Annotated in this window: 20 protein-coding genes and 4 tRNA genes; 19 read left to right on the top strand and 5 right to left on the bottom strand. The window is 55.6% G+C overall.

The features are described 5' to 3' along the window. Nucleotides 1-10 precede the first annotated feature (10 nt). From nusA to QZL66_RS04755, 16 genes are all read left to right on the top strand, one after another. Nucleotides 11-1,207 (top strand): transcription termination factor NusA, encoded by a 1,197-nt coding sequence (gene nusA / locus QZL66_RS04680; protein WP_022410584.1) that lies wholly within the window; start codon nucleotides 11-13, stop codon nucleotides 1,205-1,207. After that, nucleotides 1,197-1,490, top strand: coding sequence for an RNase P modulator RnpM (gene rnpM / locus QZL66_RS04685; RefSeq protein WP_022410585.1), 294 nt, complete (start codon nucleotides 1,197-1,199; stop codon nucleotides 1,488-1,490). The genes nusA and rnpM overlap by 11 nt, the downstream gene beginning before the upstream one ends. Further along, a complete protein-coding gene (locus QZL66_RS04690; RefSeq protein WP_022410586.1) occupies nucleotides 1,444-1,770 on the top strand; it encodes a ribosomal L7Ae/L30e/S12e/Gadd45 family protein in 327 nt (108 codons plus the stop codon). The genes rnpM and QZL66_RS04690 overlap by 47 nt, the downstream gene beginning before the upstream one ends. A 102-nt stretch (nucleotides 1,771-1,872) precedes the next feature. Continuing rightward, a complete protein-coding gene (infB, locus tag QZL66_RS04695) occupies nucleotides 1,873-4,344 on the top strand; it encodes a translation initiation factor IF-2 (protein ID WP_022410587.1) in 2,472 nt (823 codons plus the stop codon). 89 nt (nucleotides 4,345-4,433) lie between these two features. Beyond that, nucleotides 4,434-4,808: a 30S ribosome-binding factor RbfA gene (rbfA, locus tag QZL66_RS04700; RefSeq protein ID WP_022410588.1), complete on the top strand. Its 375-nt coding sequence runs from the start codon at nucleotides 4,434-4,436 to the stop codon at nucleotides 4,806-4,808. Between the two features lie 5 nt (nucleotides 4,809-4,813). Continuing rightward, nucleotides 4,814-5,263 (top strand): DHH family phosphoesterase, encoded by a 450-nt coding sequence (locus tag QZL66_RS04705; RefSeq protein ID WP_022410589.1) that lies wholly within the window; start codon nucleotides 4,814-4,816, stop codon nucleotides 5,261-5,263. Continuing rightward, a complete protein-coding gene (locus QZL66_RS04710) occupies nucleotides 5,245-5,808 on the top strand; it encodes a DHH family phosphoesterase (RefSeq protein ID WP_293601858.1) in 564 nt (187 codons plus the stop codon). The genes QZL66_RS04705 and QZL66_RS04710 overlap by 19 nt, the downstream gene beginning before the upstream one ends. Beyond that, nucleotides 5,805-6,716: a tRNA pseudouridine(55) synthase TruB gene (truB, locus tag QZL66_RS04715; RefSeq protein ID WP_293601859.1), complete on the top strand. Its 912-nt coding sequence runs from the start codon at nucleotides 5,805-5,807 to the stop codon at nucleotides 6,714-6,716. The genes QZL66_RS04710 and truB overlap by 4 nt, the downstream gene beginning before the upstream one ends. A 17-nt stretch (nucleotides 6,717-6,733) precedes the next feature. Further along, complete coding sequence (gene ribF / locus QZL66_RS04720) at nucleotides 6,734-7,690, top strand: riboflavin biosynthesis protein RibF (RefSeq protein ID WP_022410592.1); 957 nt, start codon at nucleotides 6,734-6,736, stop codon at nucleotides 7,688-7,690. Nucleotides 7,691-7,706: 16 nt separating this feature from the next. Next, nucleotides 7,707-9,182, top strand: coding sequence for a glutamate--tRNA ligase (gene gltX / locus QZL66_RS04725; protein ID WP_022410593.1), 1,476 nt, complete (start codon nucleotides 7,707-7,709; stop codon nucleotides 9,180-9,182). Nucleotides 9,183-9,303: 121 nt separating this feature from the next. Then, nucleotides 9,304-10,368, top strand: coding sequence for an ABC transporter ATP-binding protein (locus tag QZL66_RS04730; RefSeq protein WP_022410594.1), 1,065 nt, complete (start codon nucleotides 9,304-9,306; stop codon nucleotides 10,366-10,368). Further along, nucleotides 10,368-11,075 carry an ABC transporter permease gene (locus tag QZL66_RS04735; RefSeq protein WP_022410595.1) on the top strand — a complete coding sequence of 236 codons (708 nt, stop codon included), beginning with the start codon at nucleotides 10,368-10,370 and terminating at the stop codon, nucleotides 11,073-11,075. Before QZL66_RS04730 ends, QZL66_RS04735 begins: the two co-directional genes overlap by 1 nt. 17 nt (nucleotides 11,076-11,092) lie before the next feature. Beyond that, nucleotides 11,093-12,787 carry a GldG family protein gene (locus QZL66_RS04740; protein ID WP_022410596.1) on the top strand — a complete coding sequence of 565 codons (1,695 nt, stop codon included), beginning with the start codon at nucleotides 11,093-11,095 and terminating at the stop codon, nucleotides 12,785-12,787. A 59-nt stretch (nucleotides 12,788-12,846) separates the two neighbouring features. Then, entirely contained in the window at nucleotides 12,847-14,328 is a 1,482-nt protein-coding gene (locus QZL66_RS04745; protein ID WP_022410597.1) for a DUF4340 domain-containing protein, read from the top strand. 53 nt (nucleotides 14,329-14,381) lie between these two features. Then, entirely contained in the window at nucleotides 14,382-14,669 is a 288-nt protein-coding gene (locus QZL66_RS04750; RefSeq protein ID WP_022410598.1) for a hypothetical protein, read from the top strand. 264 nt (nucleotides 14,670-14,933) lie between these two features. Then, complete coding sequence (locus QZL66_RS04755) at nucleotides 14,934-16,436, top strand: vWA domain-containing protein (protein ID WP_293601860.1); 1,503 nt, start codon at nucleotides 14,934-14,936, stop codon at nucleotides 16,434-16,436. 161 nt (nucleotides 16,437-16,597) lie between these two features. Here QZL66_RS04755 and QZL66_RS04760 read toward each other — a convergent pair. The 5 genes from QZL66_RS04760 to recG form a co-directional block, all read right to left on the bottom strand. Further along, nucleotides 16,598-16,673, bottom strand: a tRNA-Gly gene (locus QZL66_RS04760). Between the two features lie 53 nt (nucleotides 16,674-16,726). Next, a tRNA-Phe gene (locus tag QZL66_RS04765) sits at nucleotides 16,727-16,802 on the bottom strand. Nucleotides 16,803-16,819: 17 nt separating this feature from the next. Next, nucleotides 16,820-16,896: transfer RNA gene (locus tag QZL66_RS04770), tRNA-Asp, on the bottom strand. 3 nt (nucleotides 16,897-16,899) lie between these two features. Continuing rightward, a tRNA-Val gene (locus tag QZL66_RS04775) sits at nucleotides 16,900-16,975 on the bottom strand. Between the two features lie 169 nt (nucleotides 16,976-17,144). Beyond that, nucleotides 17,145-19,484 (bottom strand): ATP-dependent DNA helicase RecG, encoded by a 2,340-nt coding sequence (gene recG, locus QZL66_RS04780; RefSeq protein WP_369677360.1) that lies wholly within the window; start codon nucleotides 19,482-19,484, stop codon nucleotides 17,145-17,147. A 110-nt stretch (nucleotides 19,485-19,594) separates the two neighbouring features. Here recG and QZL66_RS04785 point away from each other — a divergent pair, with 110 nt between their 5' ends. The 3 genes from QZL66_RS04785 (at nucleotide 19,595) to QZL66_RS04795 (ending at nucleotide 22,213) form a co-directional block, all read left to right on the top strand. Continuing rightward, nucleotides 19,595-20,359 carry a TIGR00282 family metallophosphoesterase gene (locus QZL66_RS04785; RefSeq protein ID WP_022410601.1) on the top strand — a complete coding sequence of 255 codons (765 nt, stop codon included), beginning with the start codon at nucleotides 19,595-19,597 and terminating at the stop codon, nucleotides 20,357-20,359. A 155-nt stretch (nucleotides 20,360-20,514) separates the two neighbouring features. Further along, entirely contained in the window at nucleotides 20,515-20,775 is a 261-nt protein-coding gene (locus QZL66_RS04790) for a stage V sporulation protein S (protein WP_022410602.1), read from the top strand. A gap of 88 nt (nucleotides 20,776-20,863) precedes the next feature. After that, on the top strand, nucleotides 20,864-22,213 hold the full coding sequence (locus tag QZL66_RS04795; protein ID WP_022410603.1) for a hemolysin family protein: 1,350 nt from the start codon (nucleotides 20,864-20,866) through the stop codon (nucleotides 22,211-22,213). Nucleotides 22,214-22,365: the final 152 nt, after the last annotated feature.

Here is a 22,365-nt window from a genome sequence, read left to right on the forward strand (position 1 = left end):
TAGAAAGAGAATGGCTAACGGTTTTTTTGAGGAGCTTTCCGCACTGGGAAGCGAGACCAATGTGGACACCGATCTGCTGGTGGAGAAGGTAAAGTCCGCCATGCTGAAAGCGGCGAGAAAGGTATACCCCAACAGCGAGGAAAATCTGCGGGTGACGATCGACCCGTTGACCAAGACATTTGAAATGTACCTGATTCAGAACGTCGTAGAGGGCGAGCCGGCAGATGAGAATGAGATCAATCTGGCAGAGGCACGCACCATTGATCCGGCTGCCTATGTGGGCGGTACGGTGTCCCGCCGTCTGGATATCGCAAAGTTCGGCCGTGCAGCAGCACAGTCTGCCAAGCAGTCCATCAAGGGCGACCTGCGGGAGATCAATCGGGAGCGGATTCTGGGCGAATTCCAGCATCTGGAGAACGACTGCATCACCTGTGAAGTCAAGCAGGTGGAGGCGGGAGGCACTGTAACACTGCTCTACCATAACACCGAGCTGTATCTGTTCCGCAACGAGCAGATCCCCAACGAGAACCTGCATGAGGGACAGCTGGTCAAGGTATACATCACTACCATTGCCAACAAGCAGAAGAAGCCCATCATCAAAATTTCCCGTGCCCGCAAGGAGCTGGTAAAGCGTCTGTTCGAGCTGGAAATTCCGGAAATTTATGATGGCACCGTGGAGATCAAGGCGATCTCCCGGGAAGCCGGCTCCCGTACCAAGGTTGCTGTCTGGTCCCGTGATCCCAATGTTGACGCAGTGGGTGCCTGCATCGGTAAGAACAACGCACGTATCCGTGCCATTGTGGGCGAGTTCGGCGATCTGGAGAAAATCGACATCATCCCGTACAGTGAGGTTCCGGAGGAATTCATCGCCAGCGCACTGGCTCCGGCAAAGGTTCTGAGCGTGACCATTCTGGACAGCGAGGAAAAGACCTGCACCGTCGTGGTTCCCAACGACCAGCTCTCTCTTGCCATCGGCAACCGTGGTCAGAACGTCAAGCTGGCAGTCAAGCTGACGGGCTATAAGAAGATCGACATCAAGCCGGAGTTCAGCATCGAGCCGGAGAAGACAGAGGAGGCTCCGGCTGCACCGGCAGAGCCGCTGGATGCAGAAACTGAGGCATCTCTCATGGAGGAGTCGGATCTGGGCATGACAGAGGAGCCGGCTGCGGAAACACCGGCAACGGAGGCGAACGGGATTGAAGAGTAAAAAAACACCGATGCGCCTTTGTATCGGATGCGGAGAAATGCGCCCGAAACGGGAGCTGGTTCGTGTGCTGAAAGCACCGGACGACACCATTTCTCTGGATATCACCGGAAAAAAATCCGGCCGGGGGGCATATTTATGTAAGAACCCGGCGTGCCTTGCCGCCGCTAGAAAGGGACACCGTCTGGAGCGTTCCTTCGGTTGCCGGGTGTCGGATGCCGTATATGAGGAGATGGAGCATGCACTGCAAACAGAAGTTATGGAATCTGCTGACCATCTGTCGTAAGGCGGGAAAGATGCAGATGGGGCTGGAACCGGCAAAGGATGCGCTGCTGCATCAGACCGCAGCGGGACTGCTGCTGGCAGCCGATGCGTCGGAGAACACCAAAAAGGAAGCTGCTTTTTTCAGTGCAAAAGCAGGGGTACCGCTGCTGGAACTGCCGTTCACGAAGTTTGAAATGGGGCAGGCAGTGGGCAGAGCGTCGGCAGTGTTTGCCGTCTGCGATGCCGGATTCTTCCGGCGGATGCAGGCGCTCACCCGGGAGAACAGCGGAGAAAATGCATAGCGTGCCGCACGATCTGTGCGGATAGAGGAAATAAGGACAGCACGCCGCCGGAGCGTCCGGAGCGGGCTGTCGTGAGAACCAAGATGAGGAGGATTTTCGCCTATGGCAGCAAAGAAAGTAAAATTGAGTGACGTTGCAAGAGATCTGCACATCCCGACGCAGGAACTGATCACATTTTTTATGGAACGGGATGCAAATGGTGTCAAGAAAAAGGGTGTCACTGGTCTGACAACAGAGGAGATCAACCTGGCGCTGGAATACTATTCCCAGAAGTCGCAGGTTGAAAACTTTGACAGATATTTTGCCACCAAGAGTGCGCCGAAGCAGAAGCAGGATAAGAAGCCGCAGTCCGGCGAAAAGAAGCAGCCGGAGAAGAAGAACGGCGACCGCAAGCCGGCAGAGCGTCGCAATGGCGGTGCGCCTCAGGGCGGAAAGAAGCCTGTTGCACCGGCAGCACAGCCGGAGAAGAAGCCGGCAGAGGAAAAGAAGCCCGCAGCACGGAAGCCGAAGCAGCCGCATCAGGCACCCAAGGCACAGAACCGTGGCGAGCGTCTGCACGTGGAAGTGGAGATGGCATCCGCAGACAGCGTGACTACCGAGAAGCGCCGCACCGTCGATACCCGTGGCTCTTATGTGGATCTGGATAAGTACAATCAGCACTATGAGCAGATCGCACCGGCCGGCAAGTACAGCAAGGATACCTATTCCACCAAGAAGCAGAAGATCACCCAGAAGTCCGCACAGCGCAGCCGTCAGAAGTACTCCACCAAGCGGGAAACCGAGCAGGATAAGCTGCGCCGTCTGGAACTGGAACGTGCCCGGAAGCGCCAGCTGCATGTGCGCATTCCGGATTCCATCACCGTTGGCGAACTGGCATCCCGCCTGAAAGTTACCGCAACCGAGGTCATCAAGAAGCTGATGATGCTGGGCGTTATGGCGACCATCAACGAGGAGATCGACTTCGACACCGCATCGCTGGTGGCAGAAGAGCTGGGCGCAAAGGTAGAACACGAGGTCATCGTCACCATCGAGGAACGTCTGATCGACGAGGACGACGACAGCGAGGATACACAGGAACGCTGCCCGATCGTTGTAGTTATGGGTCACGTTGACCACGGTAAGACCTCCATTCTGGACCGCATCCGTCATGCCCACGTCACCGCAGGAGAAGCCGGCGGTATCACCCAGCACATCGGTGCATATCAGGTGCAGTACGAGGGCAAGGACATCACATTCCTGGATACTCCGGGACACGAGGCATTTACCGCAATGCGTGCCCGTGGCGCAAATATCACGGATATTGCCATTCTGGTCGTTGCCGCAGACGACGGCATCATGCCCCAGACCGTTGAGTCCATCAACCACGCCAAGGCAGCCGGCATCTCCGTTATCGTTGCCATCAACAAGATGGATAAGGAGGGCGCAAACCCCGACCGTGTCAAGGAAGAGCTGACCAAGTATGGCATGGTATGCGAAGAGTGGGGCGGCGACGTCATCTGTGTGCCGGTTTCCGCAAAGACCGGCGAGGGCATTGACGACCTGCTGGAGAACATCCTTCTGGTGGCAGAGACCAGCGAACTCAAGGCAAATCCGGATCGCCGTGCCAAGGGTACGGTTGTGGAAGCACGTCTGGACAAGGGACGCGGCCCGATTGCAACCCTGCTGGTACAGAACGGTACCCTCCACACCGGCGATGTCATCATCGCAGGCACCGCCGTTGGCCGTGTTCGTGTGATGACCAACGACAAGGGCACTGTGGTTGAGAGCGCAGGCCCGTCTGTGCCGGTAGAGATCACCGGTCTGGCGGAAGTGCCGGAGGCAGGCGATATCTTCAACGCCGTTGAGGATGAGCGTCTGGCAAGAGAACTGGTAGAACAGCGGAAGCACGAGGCAAAGCAGGCGAAGTTCAACGAGTACCAGAAGGTAACGCTGGATAACCTGTTTAGCCAGATCGAGCAGGGCGAGATGAAGGAACTGTCCCTTATTGTCAAGGCAGACGTACAGGGCTCTGTGGAAGCCGTTACCCAGTCGCTGGAGAAGCTGTCCAACGAGGAAGTTCGGGTTCGTGTCATCCACGGCGGTGTCGGCGGAATCAAGGAGAGCGATGTCATGCTGGCAAGCGCATCCAACGCCATCATCATCGGATTCAACGTTCGTCCTGACCAGACTGCCGAGGAGATCGCAGCACGGGATAAGGTGGACATCCGCACCTATCGTGTCATCTACGATGCCATCGAGGAGGTCGAGACGGCAATGAAGGGCATGCTGGCACCGAAGTTCCGGGAAGTTGTCATGGGCCGTATCGAGGTTCGTCAGGTCTACAAGATTACCAACGTTGGTCAGGTTGCCGGCGCATACGTCCTCAGTGGCAAGGTCACCAGACAGTGCCAGATCCGTGTGGTACGTGACGGCATCGTCATTGCGGAGGATAAGATGTCCAGCCTGAAGCGGTTCAAGGATGACGTGAAGGAAGTCGGCGAGAGCTACGAATGCGGTATCACGCTGGAGAAGTTCCGTGACTTCAAGGAAGGCGACATCTTCGAGGCGTTCATCATGGAGGAATATCAGGACTAAAAATCCGTGCAGAATGTGTGCGGGAGAATAGCAACCGATTTTGAAAGAAATCAGAAGACGAGCTGGAAGATGAGGTGGAATCAACCAAGATGGCAAGCTATAAAACCAATCGAACAGAAGAGGACATCTTGCGGGAGATGACAGCAATTCTGCGGGAACTGAAAGACCCCCGCATTGACCCTATGCTGACTGTGGTGCGGGCAGAGCTGTCCCGGGATCTCTCGGACTGTAAGATTTTTGTGTCCAGCCTTTCCGGACAGGAGACCGCCAAGCGCTCCTGTCAGGGACTGGACAGTGCATCCGGATTCATTCGGCGGGAACTGTTTCACCGCCTGAAGATCCGGAAGTGCCCGGCGCTGCACTTTGTGGCAGATGACTCCATCGCACACAGTGCGGAGATCAACCGGAAGCTGCACGAGATTTTGCCGGCAGAGGAGTCCGGCGACGAAACGGGAGAGGAGTGACGCAGTTGCAGGAATTCACCCTGAAAGAAACCGCACAGTGGCTGCAAAATTGTGAGGATGCCCATATTCTCATTCACCGCAGTCCGGACGGCGATTGCATCGGTTCCGGCTATGCGCTGGCGGAGGCACTTCGCCAGATGGGGAAGCGTGCTGCCGTGCTGTGCAGCGATCCCATTCCCGAACGCTACCAGTTCCTGCTGCCCAAAGAGGCGCAGCAGATCTTTTCGCCCAAGTGCGTCATCTCGGTGGATGTGGCAGATGCCAAGCTGCTGGGGGAGAACCTCCAGCCGGTCTACGGCGAGTGCGTAGATCTGAGCATCGACCATCACATCTCCCACCGGCAGTTTGCCGGGGCGCTCTGTCTGGACGGCAGCGCAGCTGCTGCCTGCCAGATCGTGTACCAGCTGGTGCAGCTGGCCAGATCGGGTCCCAGCTGGTGCAGCTGCTGCCGGTGACGCTGACGGATTCTATGGCGGCGTGCCTGTATACGGGCATTGCTACGGATACGGGCTGCTTCCAGTTTGACAACGTCAGCCCTGCCACCCACCGCATCGCTGCAGATCTCATGGAGCGCTGCCCCGATGTGAACTATGCCTGGATCAACCGGCAGATGTTTGCGGTGAAGAGCATGGGACGGCTGCATCTGGAACAGCTGATGATCGACCATCTGGAACCGTATTTCGGCGGAAAATGTATACTGATCTGTATCACGCAGGAATTTATCCGGAAGTTCGGGATCGATGATGCCGAGCTGGAGGGCATCGCTGGTTTTCCGCTTCAGGTGCAGGGCGCTGAGGTCGGAATCGTCATGAAAGAAAAAGAACCGGAAAAGTTCCGCATTTCCATGCGTTCCGCCGGTGAAACCGATGTGTCCGCCATCTGTGCGGCGCACGGCGGCGGCGGGCACAGGAAAGCGGCAGGCTGTCTGGTGTGCGGTCCGGCGGCGCAGGTGCGTGCGGTGCTGCTGAAATCTGTTTCGGAGGTGCTGAACACGCCATGAGTCAAGAACAGCTGCAGGGGGTTCTCTGCATGAAAAAACCGCCGGAGTTCACCTCCTTTGATGTCATTGGCAAGCTGCGGGGCATTCTGCACATGCGGCGGCTGGGACACACGGGAACGCTGGACCCGATGGCAACCGGCGTGCTCCCCATTCTGGTGGGGCGTGCCACACGGGCGTGCGATATTCTGCCCGATCAGGACAAGACCTACCGTGCACAGGTGCGGTTTGGCTGGGAGACGGACACCGAGGATATCTGGGGCACAAGAACTGCCGCCTATCCGGAGATGCACGTGACACGGGAGGCGCTGGAAGCAGCATTGCCGCAGTTCGTGGGGGAGATCTCGCAGATTCCGCCCATGTACTCGGCGGTTTCCGTGGAGGGCAGACGGCTGTACGACCTTGCCCGAAAAGGGTTGGTCGTGGAGCGTCCGGCACGGCAGGTGCAGGTGTACGAGATCGTGCTGGAGTCGTTTGACGAGACATCACAGGAAGCTGTGCTGTCCGTCTCCTGCGGCAAGGGTACGTACATCCGGACCCTTCTCGCCGATCTGGGGCATGTGCTGGGCGGCGGTGCTGTGATGACAGCACTCTGCCGCACCCGTGCCTCCGGCTTTACGCTGGAACAGAGCTATACCTTTGATGAGGTGACGGAGATGTGCCGCATGGGAACGCTGGGAGCGCATTTGGTACCCACAGACCGGCTGTTTGCCAGTCTGCCGGAGCTGCGCTTTTCTGCGGAGCAGACTCAGCGCTACTGCAACGGCGTGAAGCTGCCGCTGGAACAGGTGGCAGGCGTTGTGCCGGAACACACGGAATACCGTGCCTATGGGGCGGACGGCGGATTTCTGGGCATTGCACAGGCGGAACCGGAGACGGGACTGCTCCGTGTGGGGAAGAATTTCAGTTAGAACGAGAGGTCGCTTGCATGGCGAAACTTATCACAATAGAACAGCCGCTGGAGCGGGAGAGCGCCGTGGCGCTGGGCTTCTTTGACGGCGTTCATCTGGGACACCGTGCCGTCCTGCGTGCGGCGGCGGACTGTGCGGCGGAAAAAGGACTGCTGTCCGGCGCATTTACTTTTGCCGCAGATTCCGTGCCGGTGAAACAGGGCAGAACGCTCTCCTATCTCTATACCGATCGGCAGAAAATGCAGGAACTGGAGGCATGCGGCATTGAGCGGGTGTACTGTCCGCCGTTTTCGCAGCTCTGCGCACTGGACGGCGCTGCATTCTGCCGGGAGGTTCTGGCGGGACTGTTCCACGCCAGAGAGGTCTTTTGCGGCGGGGATTTTCACTTCGGCGCAAAGGCAGCCTGGGATGTGGCATCTCTGCGGCAGTTCGGTGCGGAGATGGGCTTTGCTGTGCATCAGGTGGCGCCGGTGCTGGCAGACGGGGAGAAGATCTCCTCCAGCACCATCCGGCAGGCACTGCTGGACGGCAAACCGGAACAGGCGGCTGCCTTGCTGGGTGCGCCGTATGCCGTGCTGGGAAATGTGGTGCACGGGGCAGCGCTGGGCAGAACCCACGCCGTTCCCACCATCAACATCCCTTTTGCGGCAGGACAGCTGGTTCCGCGGTACGGAGTCTATGTGTCCCGTACCCATACGCCCCAGGGGTGTTTTGACTCGGTGACGGACATCGGCGTAAAGCCCACGGTCAGCGAGGCGCAGCTGCCGGCGGCAGAGACATTCCTGCTGGACTTTTCCGGTGACCTGTATGAACAGCCCTGCCGGGTGGAGCTGCTCCACTTTTTGCGGGGTGAGCGGAAGTTCCCGAATGTGGAACAGCTGTACCGGCAGATCGCACAGGATCAGAAAGACAGCCGGGAATGGCTGAAGCAATCAGAAACAGAAACGCCTGCTGGCAGGGCAGGCTTGCAATAGAAAGGAAGAACAAGCAATGGAGAAGCGAGTAAGAACAAGATTTGCCCCCAGTCCGACGGGCTATATGCACATCGGCAATCTGCGGACGGCACTGTTTGCCTATCTGATCGCCAAGAAGCAGGACGGCGATTTCATCCTGAGAATTGAGGACACCGATCAGGAGCGCTACGTGGAGGGCGCTGTGGATGTCATCTATGACACCCTGCGGGTTGCAGGACTGAACTGGGACGAGGGCCCGGATATCGGCGGCCCGGTTGGCCCGTATGTGCAGTCGGAGCGCATGGGAATGTTCAAGTCCTATGCGGAAGAACTGGTCAAGACCGGCCACGCTTACTACTGCTTCTGCGGCAAGGAGCGTCTGGAAGAGGTGCGGAAAATTCAGGAGGCTTCTCACATTGCCCCCATGTATGACCGCCACTGCCGGAACCTGTCGCCGGAGGAGATTCAGGAGAAGCTGGATGCCGGTGTGCCCTATGTCATCCGTCAGAAAATGCCGCTGGAGGGAACGACCACATTCCACGATGACATTTACGGCGATGTTACCGTAGAGAACAGCACGCTGGACGACCAGATCCTGATCAAGACCGACGGCATGCCAACCTATAACTTCGCCAACGTGGTAGACGACCATCTCATGGGTATCACCCACGTGGTACGTGGCAACGAGTACCTCTCTTCTGCGCCGAAGTACAACCTGCTGTATCAGGCATTCGGCTGGGAAGTACCGGAGTATGTGCACTGTGCACCGGTCATGAAGGACAAGACCCACAAGCTGTCCAAGCGAAACGGCGATGCCTCGTTCCAGGATCTCATGGCAAAGGGCTATCTGCCGGAGGCAGTCATCAACTTTATTGCACTGCTGGGCTGGGCACCCTCCGGCGAGTACAACGAGCAGGAGATCTTCTCTCTGGACGAGCTGAAAAAGGCGTTCGAGATCAGCGGCATCAGCAAGGCGCCGGCGATCTTCGATGACCAGAAGCTCCGTGCCATCAACGGTGCTTATGTGCACAAGATGGATCCGGAAGAGTTTGCCAAGGCAGCAGAGCCGTACATCCATCAGGTGGTAAAGCGCACCGATATTGACCTGCCGCTGCTGTGCAGTGTGCTCCAGAACCGCACCGAGGTATTCTCCGACATTCCGGAGCAGGTGGATTTTATTGATGCTCTGCCGGAGTATGATGTGGAGATGTACCGCCACAAGAAGATGAAGACCACGCCGGAGACCGCACTGGAGGCACTGAAAGCCGTTGTGCCGGTGCTGGAGGGCATTGACCAGTGGGATGTGGAGCACATCCACGAGGCACTGTTTGCAAAGATCGCAGAGCTGGGCGTGAAGAATGGCTGGATGCTGTGGCCGGTTCGCACGGCAGTTTCCGGCAAGCAGTTCACCCCCGGCGGCGGCGTAGAGCTGTGCGCAATTCTGGGCAAGCAGGACACCATGGACCGCATTCAGAAGGGCATCGGCAAGCTGTCGGCTGCCTGCGGTGCGTGAAAAAACGCTTACCATTGATTCTTTCGTATGGTTATCACGATGCTATCACAATGAACTGATAGAATAAATGTAATCTCTGCGTGTCCCACGCATGCACGAACAGAAGGAGGCAATCACAAGGATGATTGAAGTCAAACATCTGACCAAACACTACGGGGATAAGGTTGCCGTCAGCGACATCAATTTTGTCGCAGAGGACGGCGAGATTCTCGGTTTGCTTGGTCCGAACGGCGCCGGAAAATCCACGACCATGAACATGCTGACCGGCTATATCAGCTCCACTTCCGGTCAGGCGCTCATCAACGGCAAGGATATCCTGGAGGAACCCATTCAGGCGAAGGCTTGCATCGGCTATCTGCCGGAGCTGCCGCCGCTCTATGTGGATATGACCGTCATGGGGTATCTGAACTTTGTCTATGACCTGAAAAAATGCAAGCTGCCACGGAAGTCCCATTTGCAGGATGTCTGCAATCTGTGCAAGATCGGCGATGTGTCGCACCGTGTCATCAAGCATCTGTCCAAGGGCTACCGCCAGCGTGTCGGTCTGGCACAGGCGCTCATTGGTAATCCGCCGATTTTGATTCTGGACGAGCCGACCGTTGGTCTGGACCCGAACCAGATGATCGAGATCCGAACGCTTATCAAGAAGCTGGGAAAACGGCACACCGTAATTCTCTCTTCCCACATCCTGTCGGAGATTCAGATGGTCTGCGACCGGGTGGTCATCATCGACCACGGACAGGTTGTGGCGCAGGGTACGCTGGACGATCTGTCCAAGTCGGTTTCCCACAACAATAACCTGATCGTCCGCATCAGCGGCCCGAAGAGCGAGGTGCTTCAGGCAGTCCGCACCATTGACGGTGTGGTAAAGGTAACCGCAGACATGGAGCGGGAACCGGGCATCTTCGAATACGAGATCGCAGCAAAGATGCAGGCGGATGTTCGTCCGGCACTGAACCGGATGGTGCAGGAGCACGGCTGGTGCATCTATAAGATGGAACTGGGCGAGATGACGCTGGAGGACATCTTCAAGAAGATCACCATGGGCGAGGATGTCAAGCTCTCTGTTCCCCAAAAACCGGCTGCCGCTCCGAAAAAGCCGGACACAGTCAACAAAACCACGACAGCAGCAGAAGCGCCGGCAGAGCCGGACAAGGCTGCATCTGAGGAAGGAGGCGAAAACTGATGGGTGCGATTTATCGGCGGGAAGTTGGTGCGTTTTTCACGTCCAGCATTGCCTATGTATTTCTGACCGTATTCTATCTGGCCTCCGGCTATTTCTTCTTCGGAAGCTGTCTGGCATCCGCAACCACGGATATGTCCAGCGTTTTCTCCAGTCTGTTTCTGATTGTGACCATTTTGATCCCGATCCTGACCATGCGCCTGTTCAGTGAAGAGAAGAAGCAAAAGACGGAGCAGGGACTCCTGACCGCACCGGTTTCCATCGGCGGCATTGTGCTGGGCAAGTATTTCGCAGCGCTGACCATGTACACCATTGGCATTGCCATTCTGTTCCTGTATGCGCTGATCCTGAGCTTTTTCGGCGCAGTGGCGTGGGGCATTGTGGCAGCCAACGTGCTGGCACTGTTTTTCCTTGGCGCAGCATTCATTGCAGTGACTTTGTTCATCTCGTCCCTGACGGAAAATCAGGTGGTCGCTGCCGTCATCGGCATCATTGCCCTGCTGGCGCTGTACCTTCTGGATCTGATCGCACAGTTGGTGGACAGCGTACCGGTTCTGCCCACTGTGCTGAATGCGCTTTCATTCTACACCCGGTACTATGACTTTACATGCGGTTTGTTTGATCCGGCAAGCGTGCTGTTCTATATCAGTACCGCAGTGCTGTTTAACTTTTTTACCGTCCGTGTGTTTGAAAAACGGCGCTGGAGCTGAGAGGAGGACATTACAGCATGCAGAAGCAAGATAAAAAGAGCGAAAAGACTGCCGCTCCCATCTCAGAGGAGAAGCGGCAGAAGAAAATGCAGGTGCGCAAGAAGCTGAAGTACGGCGGAATTGCCACCGCAGTGACCGTGATCTTTGTGGCAGTGGTCGTTCTGCTGAACGTCGTTGTCGCACAGGTCTGCAAGCGGAATCCGGATGCTGTGCTCGACCTGACCACGGCAAATCTCTACGAGATCAGCGATGACACCGTCGACTACATCAAGAATCTGGACCAGGATGTGGAGATTGCAATCTCTTCGGAGGAAAGCACATTCCAGAGCGACAAGTACTATAAGATGATCTCGGAGACCATCTCCAAGTATCAGGGGTACTCTGATCACATCAGCGTGACCTACTTCGACACTACCAAGGATCCGGACATCCTGTCCAAGTATCAGGATCTGTACGCCGGCGACATCAGCTCCAACCAGATCATTGTCACCAGCGGCGACCGGATCAAGGTATATTCTCTGACTGATATGTTTGAGATCGATCAGGACAAGTACCAGTCCTATTATTATGGCTATGCCTCTCTCAGCGACTGCATCACCGGTTTCAAGGGCGAGCAGACGCTGACCACCGCCATTATGAACGTTACCGATTCCAATCCGAAGTCCGTGGCAGTCATCACCAAGAGCAACGGCAACTATATTTTCAGCGCAACACAGGCAAATGCCTACGCTGTGACAGCAATGGAAAACCTGCTGAATGACAACGGCTATGATGTGAAGGAACTGGATATGGTAAACGATACGCTGGATGCAGAGACCTACGACATCGTGGTACTTCCGGCACCTGCCAACGACCTGACCATGGATGCCATCAAGAAGTTGCAGGACTTCCTGCAAAATGACGGCAATCTGGGCAAGCAGCTGATCTACGTTGCCGATTACACCCAGTCCGTCACCCCGAATCTGGATGCATTCCTGAAGGACTGGAACCTTCAGGTGGATAGCAGCTATGTGCGGGAGGACGACAACAACCGGAACCAGACCGTACAGATCGTGGCATCTGCCGGCAAGGGTTTGATCGCCCCCATCGTATCGCTGGGCGATTCGGAGAACTACGGCGGCAATCTCGCCAACAGCAGTCTGCCCATCGTGGCACCGCTGGCACGTCCCATTCAGAAGCTGCCTTCCAATAACGGCCGTGTGGTATACAGCTTGCTGCAAAGTTCCGACACTTCTTATGCATACCCGCTGACCCAGCAGGCGTCCTCCGGAGAGGACACCACGGAGTCAGCTTCCGAAGAGAGTCAGGAGGCAACCGAGGCAACGACCACAGAGGGCGCTGCCACCACAAGCTTTGACACGGATTCCGCCGTTCGTGGTGCGAATACTGTCATGGCACTGAGCCAGAGCCAGCAGTCCACCGGCAGCGACCTTATTGAGAGCGATGTCATCGTGCTTGGCTCGATGGCAATGATGGACTACTATCTGACGCAGGATTCCTCTTATAACAATGCGGAATACTTCATCGGCGTTCTGAACTCCGTGTGCGGCAAGGAGGACAGCATCGTCATTGCGTCAAAGGATATGACGGCCACCTCTATCTCCGCAACCCAGACACAGCTCGTTACCCTGCGCACCATCGTGGTATTCCTGATTCCGCTGGCAGTTGCTGCGGCAGGTATCGTGGTATTCCTGCGCAGAAGAAACCGCTGACGGCAGAACAAAACGGGTTGGAGCCAACGCTCCGACAACATTGGAAAGGATGAAAAGAAATGCGCAGGAAATGGCTTGGAATCGCAGGCGGCGTGGTTCTGGTTGCGGCGCTTGGCGTAGCGGCTTTTCTGCTGCTGCGGGACGGCGGCACGGAGGAGTCCTCCGGAAATTCCGGCGAGGAGAGCAGCACTGCTTCCATTTCGCTGGTTTCTCAGGAATCGAACGATGTCACCTCCATTGATGTCACCAATTCCACTGGCAGCTTCGAGGTCGTTCGGACGGCAGAGGCAACAGATGACGGCAACGCCACCTATGCCATTGCCGGATGGGAGGATCTTCCCACTGATACTTCGACCATCTGGACGCTGCCCAACAACGCCTCTTCTCTGGAGGCAGACGGCGTAGTGGAGGAGAACTGCTCCGATCTCGCCAAGTTTGGTTTGGATGAGAAAACGGCAATCGCTGTGACACTGCATTTTGCAGACGGCAGCGACTATGCGTTCCGTGTGGGCAATGCCGTTTCTGGCGGCAGCGACACCTATGTCGCACCAGCGGATACAGATACGGTGTACACCGTGCGGACTTCCCTGGTCGCCAACTTCTCCAAGGCATCCACAGACTTTCTGTCAAAGACCGTTCTGGAGGAGCCGGCAGAGGATGATTACCCCATTGTCAACAGTGTAAAAGTGGAGCGCAAGGACATTGACTATGTGCTGGAGCTGGACTACGACAAGAATTCGGCGAAAAGCGACTCCCTGAGCGGCTCTGTGGCAACCCATGTGATGGTTTCTCCGGTACCCGCTTATCTGAGTCCGGATCGCTCGAAAGATGTGACCAACGGCATGTTCGGTCTGAAGGCGGACAGCATCGTCTATCCGCACCCCACGGAGGAACAGCTGGCAGAAACAGGCATCACGGATCCGTTCGCAACGGCAACCATGGCCTGTGATGACGGCAACACCTATGTGCTGAAGATTGGCAATCGCTTTACTGAAAAAGACGACAGCGGCACAGAAACCGCATACTACAACATCTATCTGGATGGGGTGGATGTGGTTTACCGCATCGCAGAATCCGACTGCTGCTGGGCAACGGTCACTCCGACCGACGTTGCCTCCCGGCTGGTTCTGGCGACTTATGTCTGGAATATCGGCGATCTGACCGTAAAGGCAGAGGGCGAAGAGGACATGCACTTCGAGGTGAACGCCACCAGCAAGAAGGATGCAGCGGTCAAGCTCAATGGCAAGGAAATCGATGCAGAGCGGTTCCGCCTCTTCTACACGTTCCTGCTGAAAACCGTGGCAGAGGAGGTCAAGCTGGACGGCGACACCAGCGGCACACCGCTGGCAGAGATCCAGCTCTCCACCAAGGATGGCAAGGAGCTGCATGACTACACCTTCTACAAGATCGACGACTTCACCTGTCTGATCGCCGTGGATGGACAGTCGGCGTATACCACCAGAATGTCTTATCTGGATACGCTGCGCAGCAACATGGAGATCTTTGACACCGATCAGGATTTTGCCACCAACTGGAGCTAAGTCTATCAACGCAAATGTGGATTGGATACCATGAAAGGAAAGGAAGGCACACGATGAATCAAGAATTTTTAATGTACCGTGGATATCCGCTGGTACGAAGCGGCAATCAGATCTATTACGGCAGTATGTCAGAACCTTATGTGGTAATGATGGAAATCACCCAGCAGCATCAGACCGAAGACGGGATTTCTGTGGCGGATAAGATCAGGGTTTATCAGATTGCAACCAGGGAACAGAACCCGATGAAGGCAGTCAAGAAGAATTCCGAGCGAAACAGCCTGTACGCTGCCCTTGACTTGGCGGGTGCATGGCTGAAGCACGGCGACAGCGCTGAAAAGTAAGTTCCGACACCTTCTCTCCCCATTTTCCCAAACACGATAAGCGAAGAGCCGCCTTGTCCTGCGTTTGCAGGCGGGCGGCTCTTTCTGTTGCACGTTTTCGGAAAAATATCATGAAAAATGAAAAAAATAATTGACAATTGTGTGTAGACTTGCTATAATAAAAAGCAGGAGCTTTCGGCAAAAGCATAGATTTTCACCCGAATTTCCGCAGAATTCGCACGGATGCGGGCGGCGGAGCAATGGGAAGAGAAAGGTTGGTACCAAATGAGACGACATTGGAGATACAGCGGTATTGCGTTCGGACTGATTGCTGCGCTGTTGACAGGATGCAGTGCAGACAGCAAGGAAAGCATTGCGATGCAGGATCAGATATATGCGGATGAGGCGATGCCGGCAGATGCTACGGCATCCGGCGAGAACTATCAGGAGATTACGGAAAACGCCTTTTGCGACACGGTGCAGCAGCCGGTGTCAACGTTTTCCGCCGATGTGGATACGGCATCCTACAGCAACCTCCGCCGAATGATCCGGTGGGGATATCGGATGGCGGACATTCCGGCGGATGCCGTTCGTGTGGAGGAGCTTGTCAATTACTTCTCCTATGATTACCGGCTGCCGGAGGGGGACGAGCCGTTCGGTGTGACCATGCAGGTGGCGGAATGTCCGTGGAATACAGAACATCAGCTGCTCTCCATTGGTCTGAAAAGTCAGGACATTGACTTTACTGAGGCAAAGCCCAGCAATCTGGTCTTTCTGCTGGATGTCTCCGGCTCCATGCAGGATGCGGACAAGCTGCCGCTGTTACAGCAGGCGTTCACCATGCTTTCGGAGAATCTCACGGCAAAGGACCGTATTTCCATTGTGACCTACGCCGGCAGCGATGCAGTTTTGCTGGAGGGCTGTCCCGGCGATCAGAGCACGGTGATTTCCGCCGCCCTCAGCGATTTGCAGGCGAGCGGCAGCACCAACGGCAGCGCCGGCATTGAAACGGCGTATGCGCTGGCGGAGAAGTTCTATTTGGAGGACGGCAACAATCGGGTGATTCTGGCGACAGACGGGGACTTGAACGTGGGTGTGACCTCGGAACACGCTCTGTCGGAGCTGATCTCCCGGAAAAAGGAGTCCGGCGTCTATCTGACTGCGCTGGGATTTGGTACGGGGAACTTGCAGGACAACAAACTGGAAACGCTGGCGGACGACGGAAACGGCATGTATGCCTACATTGACTCGGTGACAGAGGCACGGAAGGTGCTGGTGGAGGAACTCGGGGCGAACATGGTGACGGTGGCGGAGGACGTGAAGCTTCAGGCGACGTTCTCTCCCGCACAGGTGGCGCAGTACCGTCTGATCGGCTATGAGAACCGGCTGCTCTCCCAGGAGGACTTTGAAGACGACACCAAGGATGCCGGAGAGATCGGCGCAGGACATACGGTGACGGCACTGTACGAGCTGGTGCTGACCGATCAGGCGCTTGCGCCGGAAAATGCGGATGCGTGGATGACGCTTGATGTACGCTATAAAAAGCCTCACGCCAAGACGAGCCAGCTGCTGGAATATCAGCTCCTGGCATCGGATTACACCGATTTTCCGTCGGAGGACTTTCAGTTCGCATCGTGCGTGGCGCAATTCGGAATGATCGTGTGCAACAGCGCCTACTGCGGCGGGAGTGTGTTACAGGATGTGCGGGAGCGTCTGAATGCAATGGGGGAGCAGACGGATGTGTATCGGGCGGAATTTTGCGATCTGGTGAATACGCTTGAGGAATAAGCCGTGAAAAGAGAATAAAATGAGAAAAGCGGATGGGTTTTGAAACCGATCCGCTTTTTGTGTTCTGACGAATTAGAATAGTGGGGGAGTTGGACAAAAAGAAATGCAGCACACAAGCGGTAACTTGCGTGCTGCATCATGGAAGAGATAATACAATGCAATGGAGCGGATTACGAGGCTCGAACTCGCTACCTCCACCTTGGCAAGGTGGCGCTCTACCAGATGAGCTAAATCCGCATCCGGAATGATTTACAGTAAACCGTTCTTACGACAAACCGTTTCACATTCCATGGTGCCTCCGATCGGAATCGAACCAATGACACGGGGATTTTCAGTCCCCTGCTCTACCGACTGAGCTACAGAGGCATCACAGCATGGCTGCATGGCGATCTGGATGGGATTCGAACCCACGACCTCTGCCGTGACAGGGCAGCGTTCTAACCAACTGAACTACCAGACCATGTGGTGGAAACTATAGGGCTCGAACCTATGACCCTCTGCTTGTAAGGCAGATGCTCTCCCAGCTGAGCTAAGCTTCCATCCAATTTTGCTGTGGCTGTCGGTGTGGTGTTTTGTGTTCCTCACCGGCGACTATTACAGTATATCATAACTCCAGGGGAAAGTCAAGCATTTTTTTCGAAAAAAATCAAGTTTATGAAATATGTATAATGCATTCCACAAAATACGTGAAAATATGTTCCGAAAGCACTAATTTCGGCCATTTTCGCCGCTTCTGGCGAACAGACGCAGGACTTCCAGATGCAGTGCACGGTTTTCCGGCAGGGAGAGATCCGGATCTTTTGCCAGCAGTTCCCGTGCCGTCTGCTGCACCTCCTGAAGCAGACGGGTATCCTGTGTCAGGTCGGCGACCTTGAGCGGGGGCAGGCCATGCTGCCGCTGTCCGAAGAAGTCGCCGGCACCCCGCAGCTGGAGGTCAGCCTCGGCAATGCGGAAGCCGTCGGCGGTGCGGCTCATGATCTGCATGCGCTTGCGGCAGTCCTCGGTGACATGGTCGGTCATGAGGATGCAATAGCTCTGTGCACTGCCACGTCCCACGCGTCCCCGTAGCTGGTGGAGCTGGGACAGCCCGAACCGCTCGGCGTTTTCGATGAGGAGAATGGTGGCGTTGGGCACGTCCACGCCGACCTCGATGACGGTGGTGCTCACCAGCAGGTCGATCTCGTGGGCACGGAACGCCTGCATGATGGCATCCTTTTCCGCCGGTTTCATCTTGCCGTGGAGCAGTCCCACCCGATAGTCTGCAAATGCGCCGGTCTGGATAGACTGGGCATAGCTGGAGACCGCCTGCAATTCGCTGTCGTCCCGATCGTCGATCATGGGACAGACGATGTATCCTTGATAGCCCGCCTGCAGCTGCTTGCGGATGAAGCCGTAGGCACGTTCCCGCAGCTTGCCGGTGACGGCAAAGGTCTGCACCGGCTGTCTGCCACTGGGAAGCTCTTTCAGAATGGAGATGTCCAGATCTCCGTAGATCATCAGCGCCAGTGTGCGGGGAATGGGCGTGGCAGACATGACCAGCTTGTGCGGGAATCCGCCTTTGTCCGCCAGCAGCGCACGCTGTGCCACGCCGAACCGGTGCTGCTCGTCTGTGATGACCAGTCCCAGCTTCCGGAATTGCACTTGTTTCTGGAAAATGGCGTGGGTTCCCACCAGCATTTTCAGTGTTCCGTTTTCCAGCTGCTGATAGAGCGTCCTTTTCTCCTTGGCACGGACGGAACCGGTGAGCAGTCCGACTGAAATGCCCAGCGGTGCCAGAAACTGCTGGAGGGTGTGCTGATGCTGCGCCGCCAGAATTTCCGTGGGTGCCATCAGTGCGCATTGCAGGTGGTTCTGAATGGCGAAGTAGCAGGCTGCTGCTGCCACGGCTGTTTTACCGCTGCCCACATCGCCCTGCAGCAGACGGTTCATGGGCGTGGTGCCGCAGAGGTCGCCGGTGATCTCGGTGACCGCCTGCTGCTGTCCCTGCGTCATCTGAAAAGGGAGGGAGTCGTAGAACGGCGTCATGTCCACCGGGTGCATGGCATAGGCGGAGCGGGTGCGGTTGCTCTCACGGCGGATGAGCATGCCCAGCTGAAGCTGAAGCAGTTCATCGAACGCAAGACGGCGGCGTGCCTGTTCCATGGCGGCCTTGTCCTGCGGAAAGTGAATCTGCTCCAGCGCCACGGTTAAGGGCAGCAGGTCATGCTTGCGCCGCATTTCCTCCGTCATCCAGTCATCGAACGGATTCTGCCTGGCAATTTTCAGTGCCTGCTGTGCCAGCTTAGAGAGAAACGCCGAGGTGATACCGGTGGTGAGGGGATAGCAGGGGCTGATGCGGTAGGGGGTGTCTGCCGGAAGGATGTGCGGTGCCAGCATTTCCGGACCGCTGCTGCCACGCTGGAACTTGCCGTGGAGCAGATAGACTTTTCCCGTCCGGAGGGCATCGAACCCGTAGCGGTTGTTATAGAGGATGAGGTGCATCTTCTGGATGCCGTCTGTGACCAGCGCCCGAAAGATGACCGTGCCGCGGCGGGAGTACTGGGGTGCCAGCTTTTGGATGAGCTGGACACGAATGGTGCACTCGTCCCCCGGCTGTGCTGCAGCGATGGCAACTGTGTCGCTGAAGTCCAGATAGCTGCGGGGAATGTGGTAGAGCAGATCGTAGGGTGTTGCGATTCCAAGCCGTTCCAGTGCGGCGGTGCGTTTTCCGCCGACACCATTGAGGTTGGAAATGGGCTGAAATAGGTCGTCCATAATTCGGTGCTCCTCTCTATAGAATTGAGAACCCGTCTTCACAAGCGTATATAAGTGTCTTTTCGGCAAATTTTGCTGCATACTGCGTAAAAAATACTTGCCGGGCGACAGCCCGCCTGCGTATTTTTGCCTTGTCTGCAACAAAATTATGCTCGAAAATCCACATATATTTCTTGTGAAGACAGGTTCTGATAGGTTTATTATATCATAGTAATTTGGAAAAAGCAAATACAGGTGCGCTGCATCAAAACAATGAAACGGATTTCTGCCGCAGCGACAAAATCCGCTTGACATGCTTTCGGCTGCGTGCTATAATCAAGGCAATGCGGTGCAGAAATTTTCTGCGCAACATAGATGTTTGAATTGGCACAGGGCTTTTGCCAGTGCATTGGAAAGGAAACAACATGAAGATTTTACACATTGGAGATGTGGTCGGTGCAGCCGGCTGTCAGTTTTTAGAGAAGCATCTCCCGTCCATGAAACGAACGCACCACATTGACTTAACAATTGTTAACGGAGAAAATTCAGCACAGGGAAACGGCATTACCAAGCACTCCATGGAGCAGATCTTTTCTGCCGGTGCCGATGTTATCACAACAGGGAACCACTGCTTCAAACGGCGGGAATCCCTCGCCATCTACGACGAACCTATGGTGCTTCGGCCGGCGAACTATCCGGACGGCTGTGTGGGCAAGGGTGTTTGCACGGTGGACTTCGGCCCCTGTCAGGTGGCAGTGGTGAATCTGTCCGGCACCGCCTATCTCGATCCGCTGGACAATCCGTTCACCGTCGTGGAAGAGCTGCTCCATGAGATCGATACGCCCAACATCTTCGTGGACTTCCACGCAGAGGCGACGGCGGAGAAAAAGGCGATGGGCTATTTCCTCGCCGGAAGAGTCACGGCGGTCATCGGAACGCACACCCACGTGCAGACGGCGGACGAAACGATTTTGAACGGACACACGGGTTACCTCACCGACGTGGGAATGACCGGTCCGGAGGAGTCGATTCTGGGTGTTTCCGTGCAGCCGGCAATGGACCGGTTCCGGTTTCATTTCCCCACACGCTTTACAGAGGCTGCCGGCGCATGCTTTTGTAATGCCGTAATCATCACGTTTGATGAAAAATGTGGTAAATGTACGAAAATCGAACGTCTGATTCTTCGATAATGCACAAAGTTTGCAGGAAGTACTTGCAATTTTACAAGTGGTATTGTATAATGAAAAAGTAAAACTGTGCGTGGCATCTATTCCTCAACTTTCGCAGGCAGTAGAAGAACAAATCATGGAACGAATTTTTACACGTACGACAGGAGGCTTATCAAATGGAAGTTCTGAAAGTATCATCGCATTCTTCCCCGAACTCTGTTGCAGGCGCAATTGCCGGTGTCATCCGAGAGAAGAAAATGGTAGAAGTGCAGGCAGTCGGTGCCGGTGCTGCAAACCAGGCCGTGAAGGCAATTGCCATTGCACGCGGATATCTCGCACCCATCGGCGTAGACCTGATCTGTATTCCGGCTTTTGCAAACATTCAGATCGATGGTGAGGAACGCACCGCAATCAAGCTGATTTGCGAAGAGCGGTAAAAACGGACACTGTATACACAACACACATTGACGCTGCCGATGCACTTTCATTGGCAGCGTTTTTTCAAAAAGAAAAAAGGAGTATGATATGGATACCTGTGACACAGGACTTGTGCTTCTGGCACTGCTGCTGACCATCCTGCACAGCTGGTTTGCAGCGGCGATGACAGCAGCACAGAATCTTGGGAGTCAGCTGGGGAGCCTGGCAGAGAAACAGCCGAAGCTTCTCTATTATCAGAAGAAAGAGCTGGCGCTGCAGTACGGGAGAGTGGCGGAGCTGATCTTCAGCACGGCGGCAATGGAAACACTGGCGCTGCTCTTCGCCGGCTTTCACGGCTGGATTCCCTTTCGCATCGCCATTGACGGGCAGCTCTGGCTCAATCCGCTGAAGCTTGCTGCGGATACGACCGCACAGGTCACATGGGAACAGATTCTCTGCATCATCGCAGCAGCGCTGGCAGGACTGCTGCTCCCGCTGCTGGCGGATGCCTTTGGCAGAGGTGTCGGACGGCGGGATCCGGAACGGGTGGCGGTGCGGTCGCTGGGCTATCTCCGGCTGATGATGACGCTGCTGTTTCCGCTGCGGATGCTATACATGGGCGTGAACTTTCTCTTCGGCGGAAAGCGTCCCGATCGGGAAACTGTGACAGAGGAGGATATCCTGCACCTGGTAAACGCCGGAAACGAGGACGGCGTAATCGAAGAGCAGCAGCGGGAGATGATCAACAACATCTTTGAATTTGACGACATTCTGGTTTCCGAGGTCATGACGCACCGGAAAGAGGTGACAGCGATTGACGTGGAGATGGAGATTTCACAGGTGGTGGAACTGGCACGGAACGAGAAATATTCCCGCATGCCTGTATATCAGGAGAACATCGACAACGTGATCGGCGTTTTGAACGCAAAGGATTTGCTGGGACTCATTGGATGTCCGGATATCACAGCGTTTCGGGTGCGGGATCTGATGCGGGAGGCGCTGTTTGTTCCGGAAACGGCAAAGTGCAACGATGTAATGGCGGATATGCTGCGAAAGAAAATGCAGATGGCGATTGTGGTGGATGAGTACGGCGGAACTGCGGGAATTCTCTGTATGGAAGACATGCTGGAGGAGATCGTGGGCAATATTCAGGATGAATATGACGAGGAAGAGTCTGAGGTGCGCCAGATCACAGACCATATTTATACGATAAATGGGAATGCGGACCCAGATGATGTCTTTCCGAAGCTGGGATGCGAATTGCCGGAGGAGCAGGCGTATGACACCATGAGCGGATTTGTCGTGGAACTGCTGGGGCGGATTCCGGAGGCACATGAAAGGCCAGTGGTGCAGTGGCGGAATTTGAAGTTCACGGTGCTGGCGATGGAGGACAACTGGATTTCACGAATTAAAGTGGAGATATTGCCGGAAGAGACGGCGAAATCAGCGGAAAAGTAAGGGAAAGCACACGGCAGAATGCTGTGTGCTTTCTTTTTTTGATTGGATTTGTGCAAACATAACAAAATTCAACAAAAATATTTAGCATAGAATTTACTTGACAAATGGACGGATGCGTGATATAATAATAAAGCTGTCGCACGAGAGCGAAA

Origin of the sequence: Ruminococcus sp. CAG:330, from assembly GCF_000437175.1 — a bacterium.
In the GTDB taxonomy this organism is placed as follows: domain Bacteria; phylum Bacillota; class Clostridia; order Oscillospirales; family Ruminococcaceae; genus Ruminococcus_C.

Coding starts and splice junctions, on each gene's coding strand:
- ribF (WP_022410592.1), top strand. CDS start 6,734: ATGGCGAAACTTATCACAATAGAACAGCCGCTGGAGCGGGAGAGCGCC.
- QZL66_RS04785 (WP_022410601.1), top strand. CDS start 19,595: ATGAAGATTTTACACATTGGAGATGTGGTCGGTGCAGCCGGCTGTCAG.
- QZL66_RS04690 (WP_022410586.1), top strand. CDS start 1,444: ATGCACTGCAAACAGAAGTTATGGAATCTGCTGACCATCTGTCGTAAG.
- infB (WP_022410587.1), top strand. CDS start 1,873: ATGGCAGCAAAGAAAGTAAAATTGAGTGACGTTGCAAGAGATCTGCAC.
- QZL66_RS04735 (WP_022410595.1), top strand. CDS start 10,368: ATGGGTGCGATTTATCGGCGGGAAGTTGGTGCGTTTTTCACGTCCAGC.
- QZL66_RS04755 (WP_293601860.1), top strand. CDS start 14,934: ATGAGACGACATTGGAGATACAGCGGTATTGCGTTCGGACTGATTGCT.
- QZL66_RS04745 (WP_022410597.1), top strand. CDS start 12,847: ATGCGCAGGAAATGGCTTGGAATCGCAGGCGGCGTGGTTCTGGTTGCG.
- gltX (WP_022410593.1), top strand. CDS start 7,707: ATGGAGAAGCGAGTAAGAACAAGATTTGCCCCCAGTCCGACGGGCTAT.
- QZL66_RS04750 (WP_022410598.1), top strand. CDS start 14,382: ATGAATCAAGAATTTTTAATGTACCGTGGATATCCGCTGGTACGAAGC.
- rbfA (WP_022410588.1), top strand. CDS start 4,434: ATGGCAAGCTATAAAACCAATCGAACAGAAGAGGACATCTTGCGGGAG.
- QZL66_RS04730 (WP_022410594.1), top strand. CDS start 9,304: ATGATTGAAGTCAAACATCTGACCAAACACTACGGGGATAAGGTTGCC.
- QZL66_RS04740 (WP_022410596.1), top strand. CDS start 11,093: ATGCAGAAGCAAGATAAAAAGAGCGAAAAGACTGCCGCTCCCATCTCA.
- nusA (WP_022410584.1), top strand. CDS start 11: ATGGCTAACGGTTTTTTTGAGGAGCTTTCCGCACTGGGAAGCGAGACC.
- QZL66_RS04795 (WP_022410603.1), top strand. CDS start 20,864: ATGGATACCTGTGACACAGGACTTGTGCTTCTGGCACTGCTGCTGACC.
- truB (WP_293601859.1), top strand. CDS start 5,805: ATGAGTCAAGAACAGCTGCAGGGGGTTCTCTGCATGAAAAAACCGCCG.
- recG (WP_369677360.1), bottom strand. CDS start 19,484: ATGTCAAGCGGATTTTGTCGCTGCGGCAGAAATCCGTTTCATTGTTTT.
- QZL66_RS04790 (WP_022410602.1), top strand. CDS start 20,515: ATGGAAGTTCTGAAAGTATCATCGCATTCTTCCCCGAACTCTGTTGCA.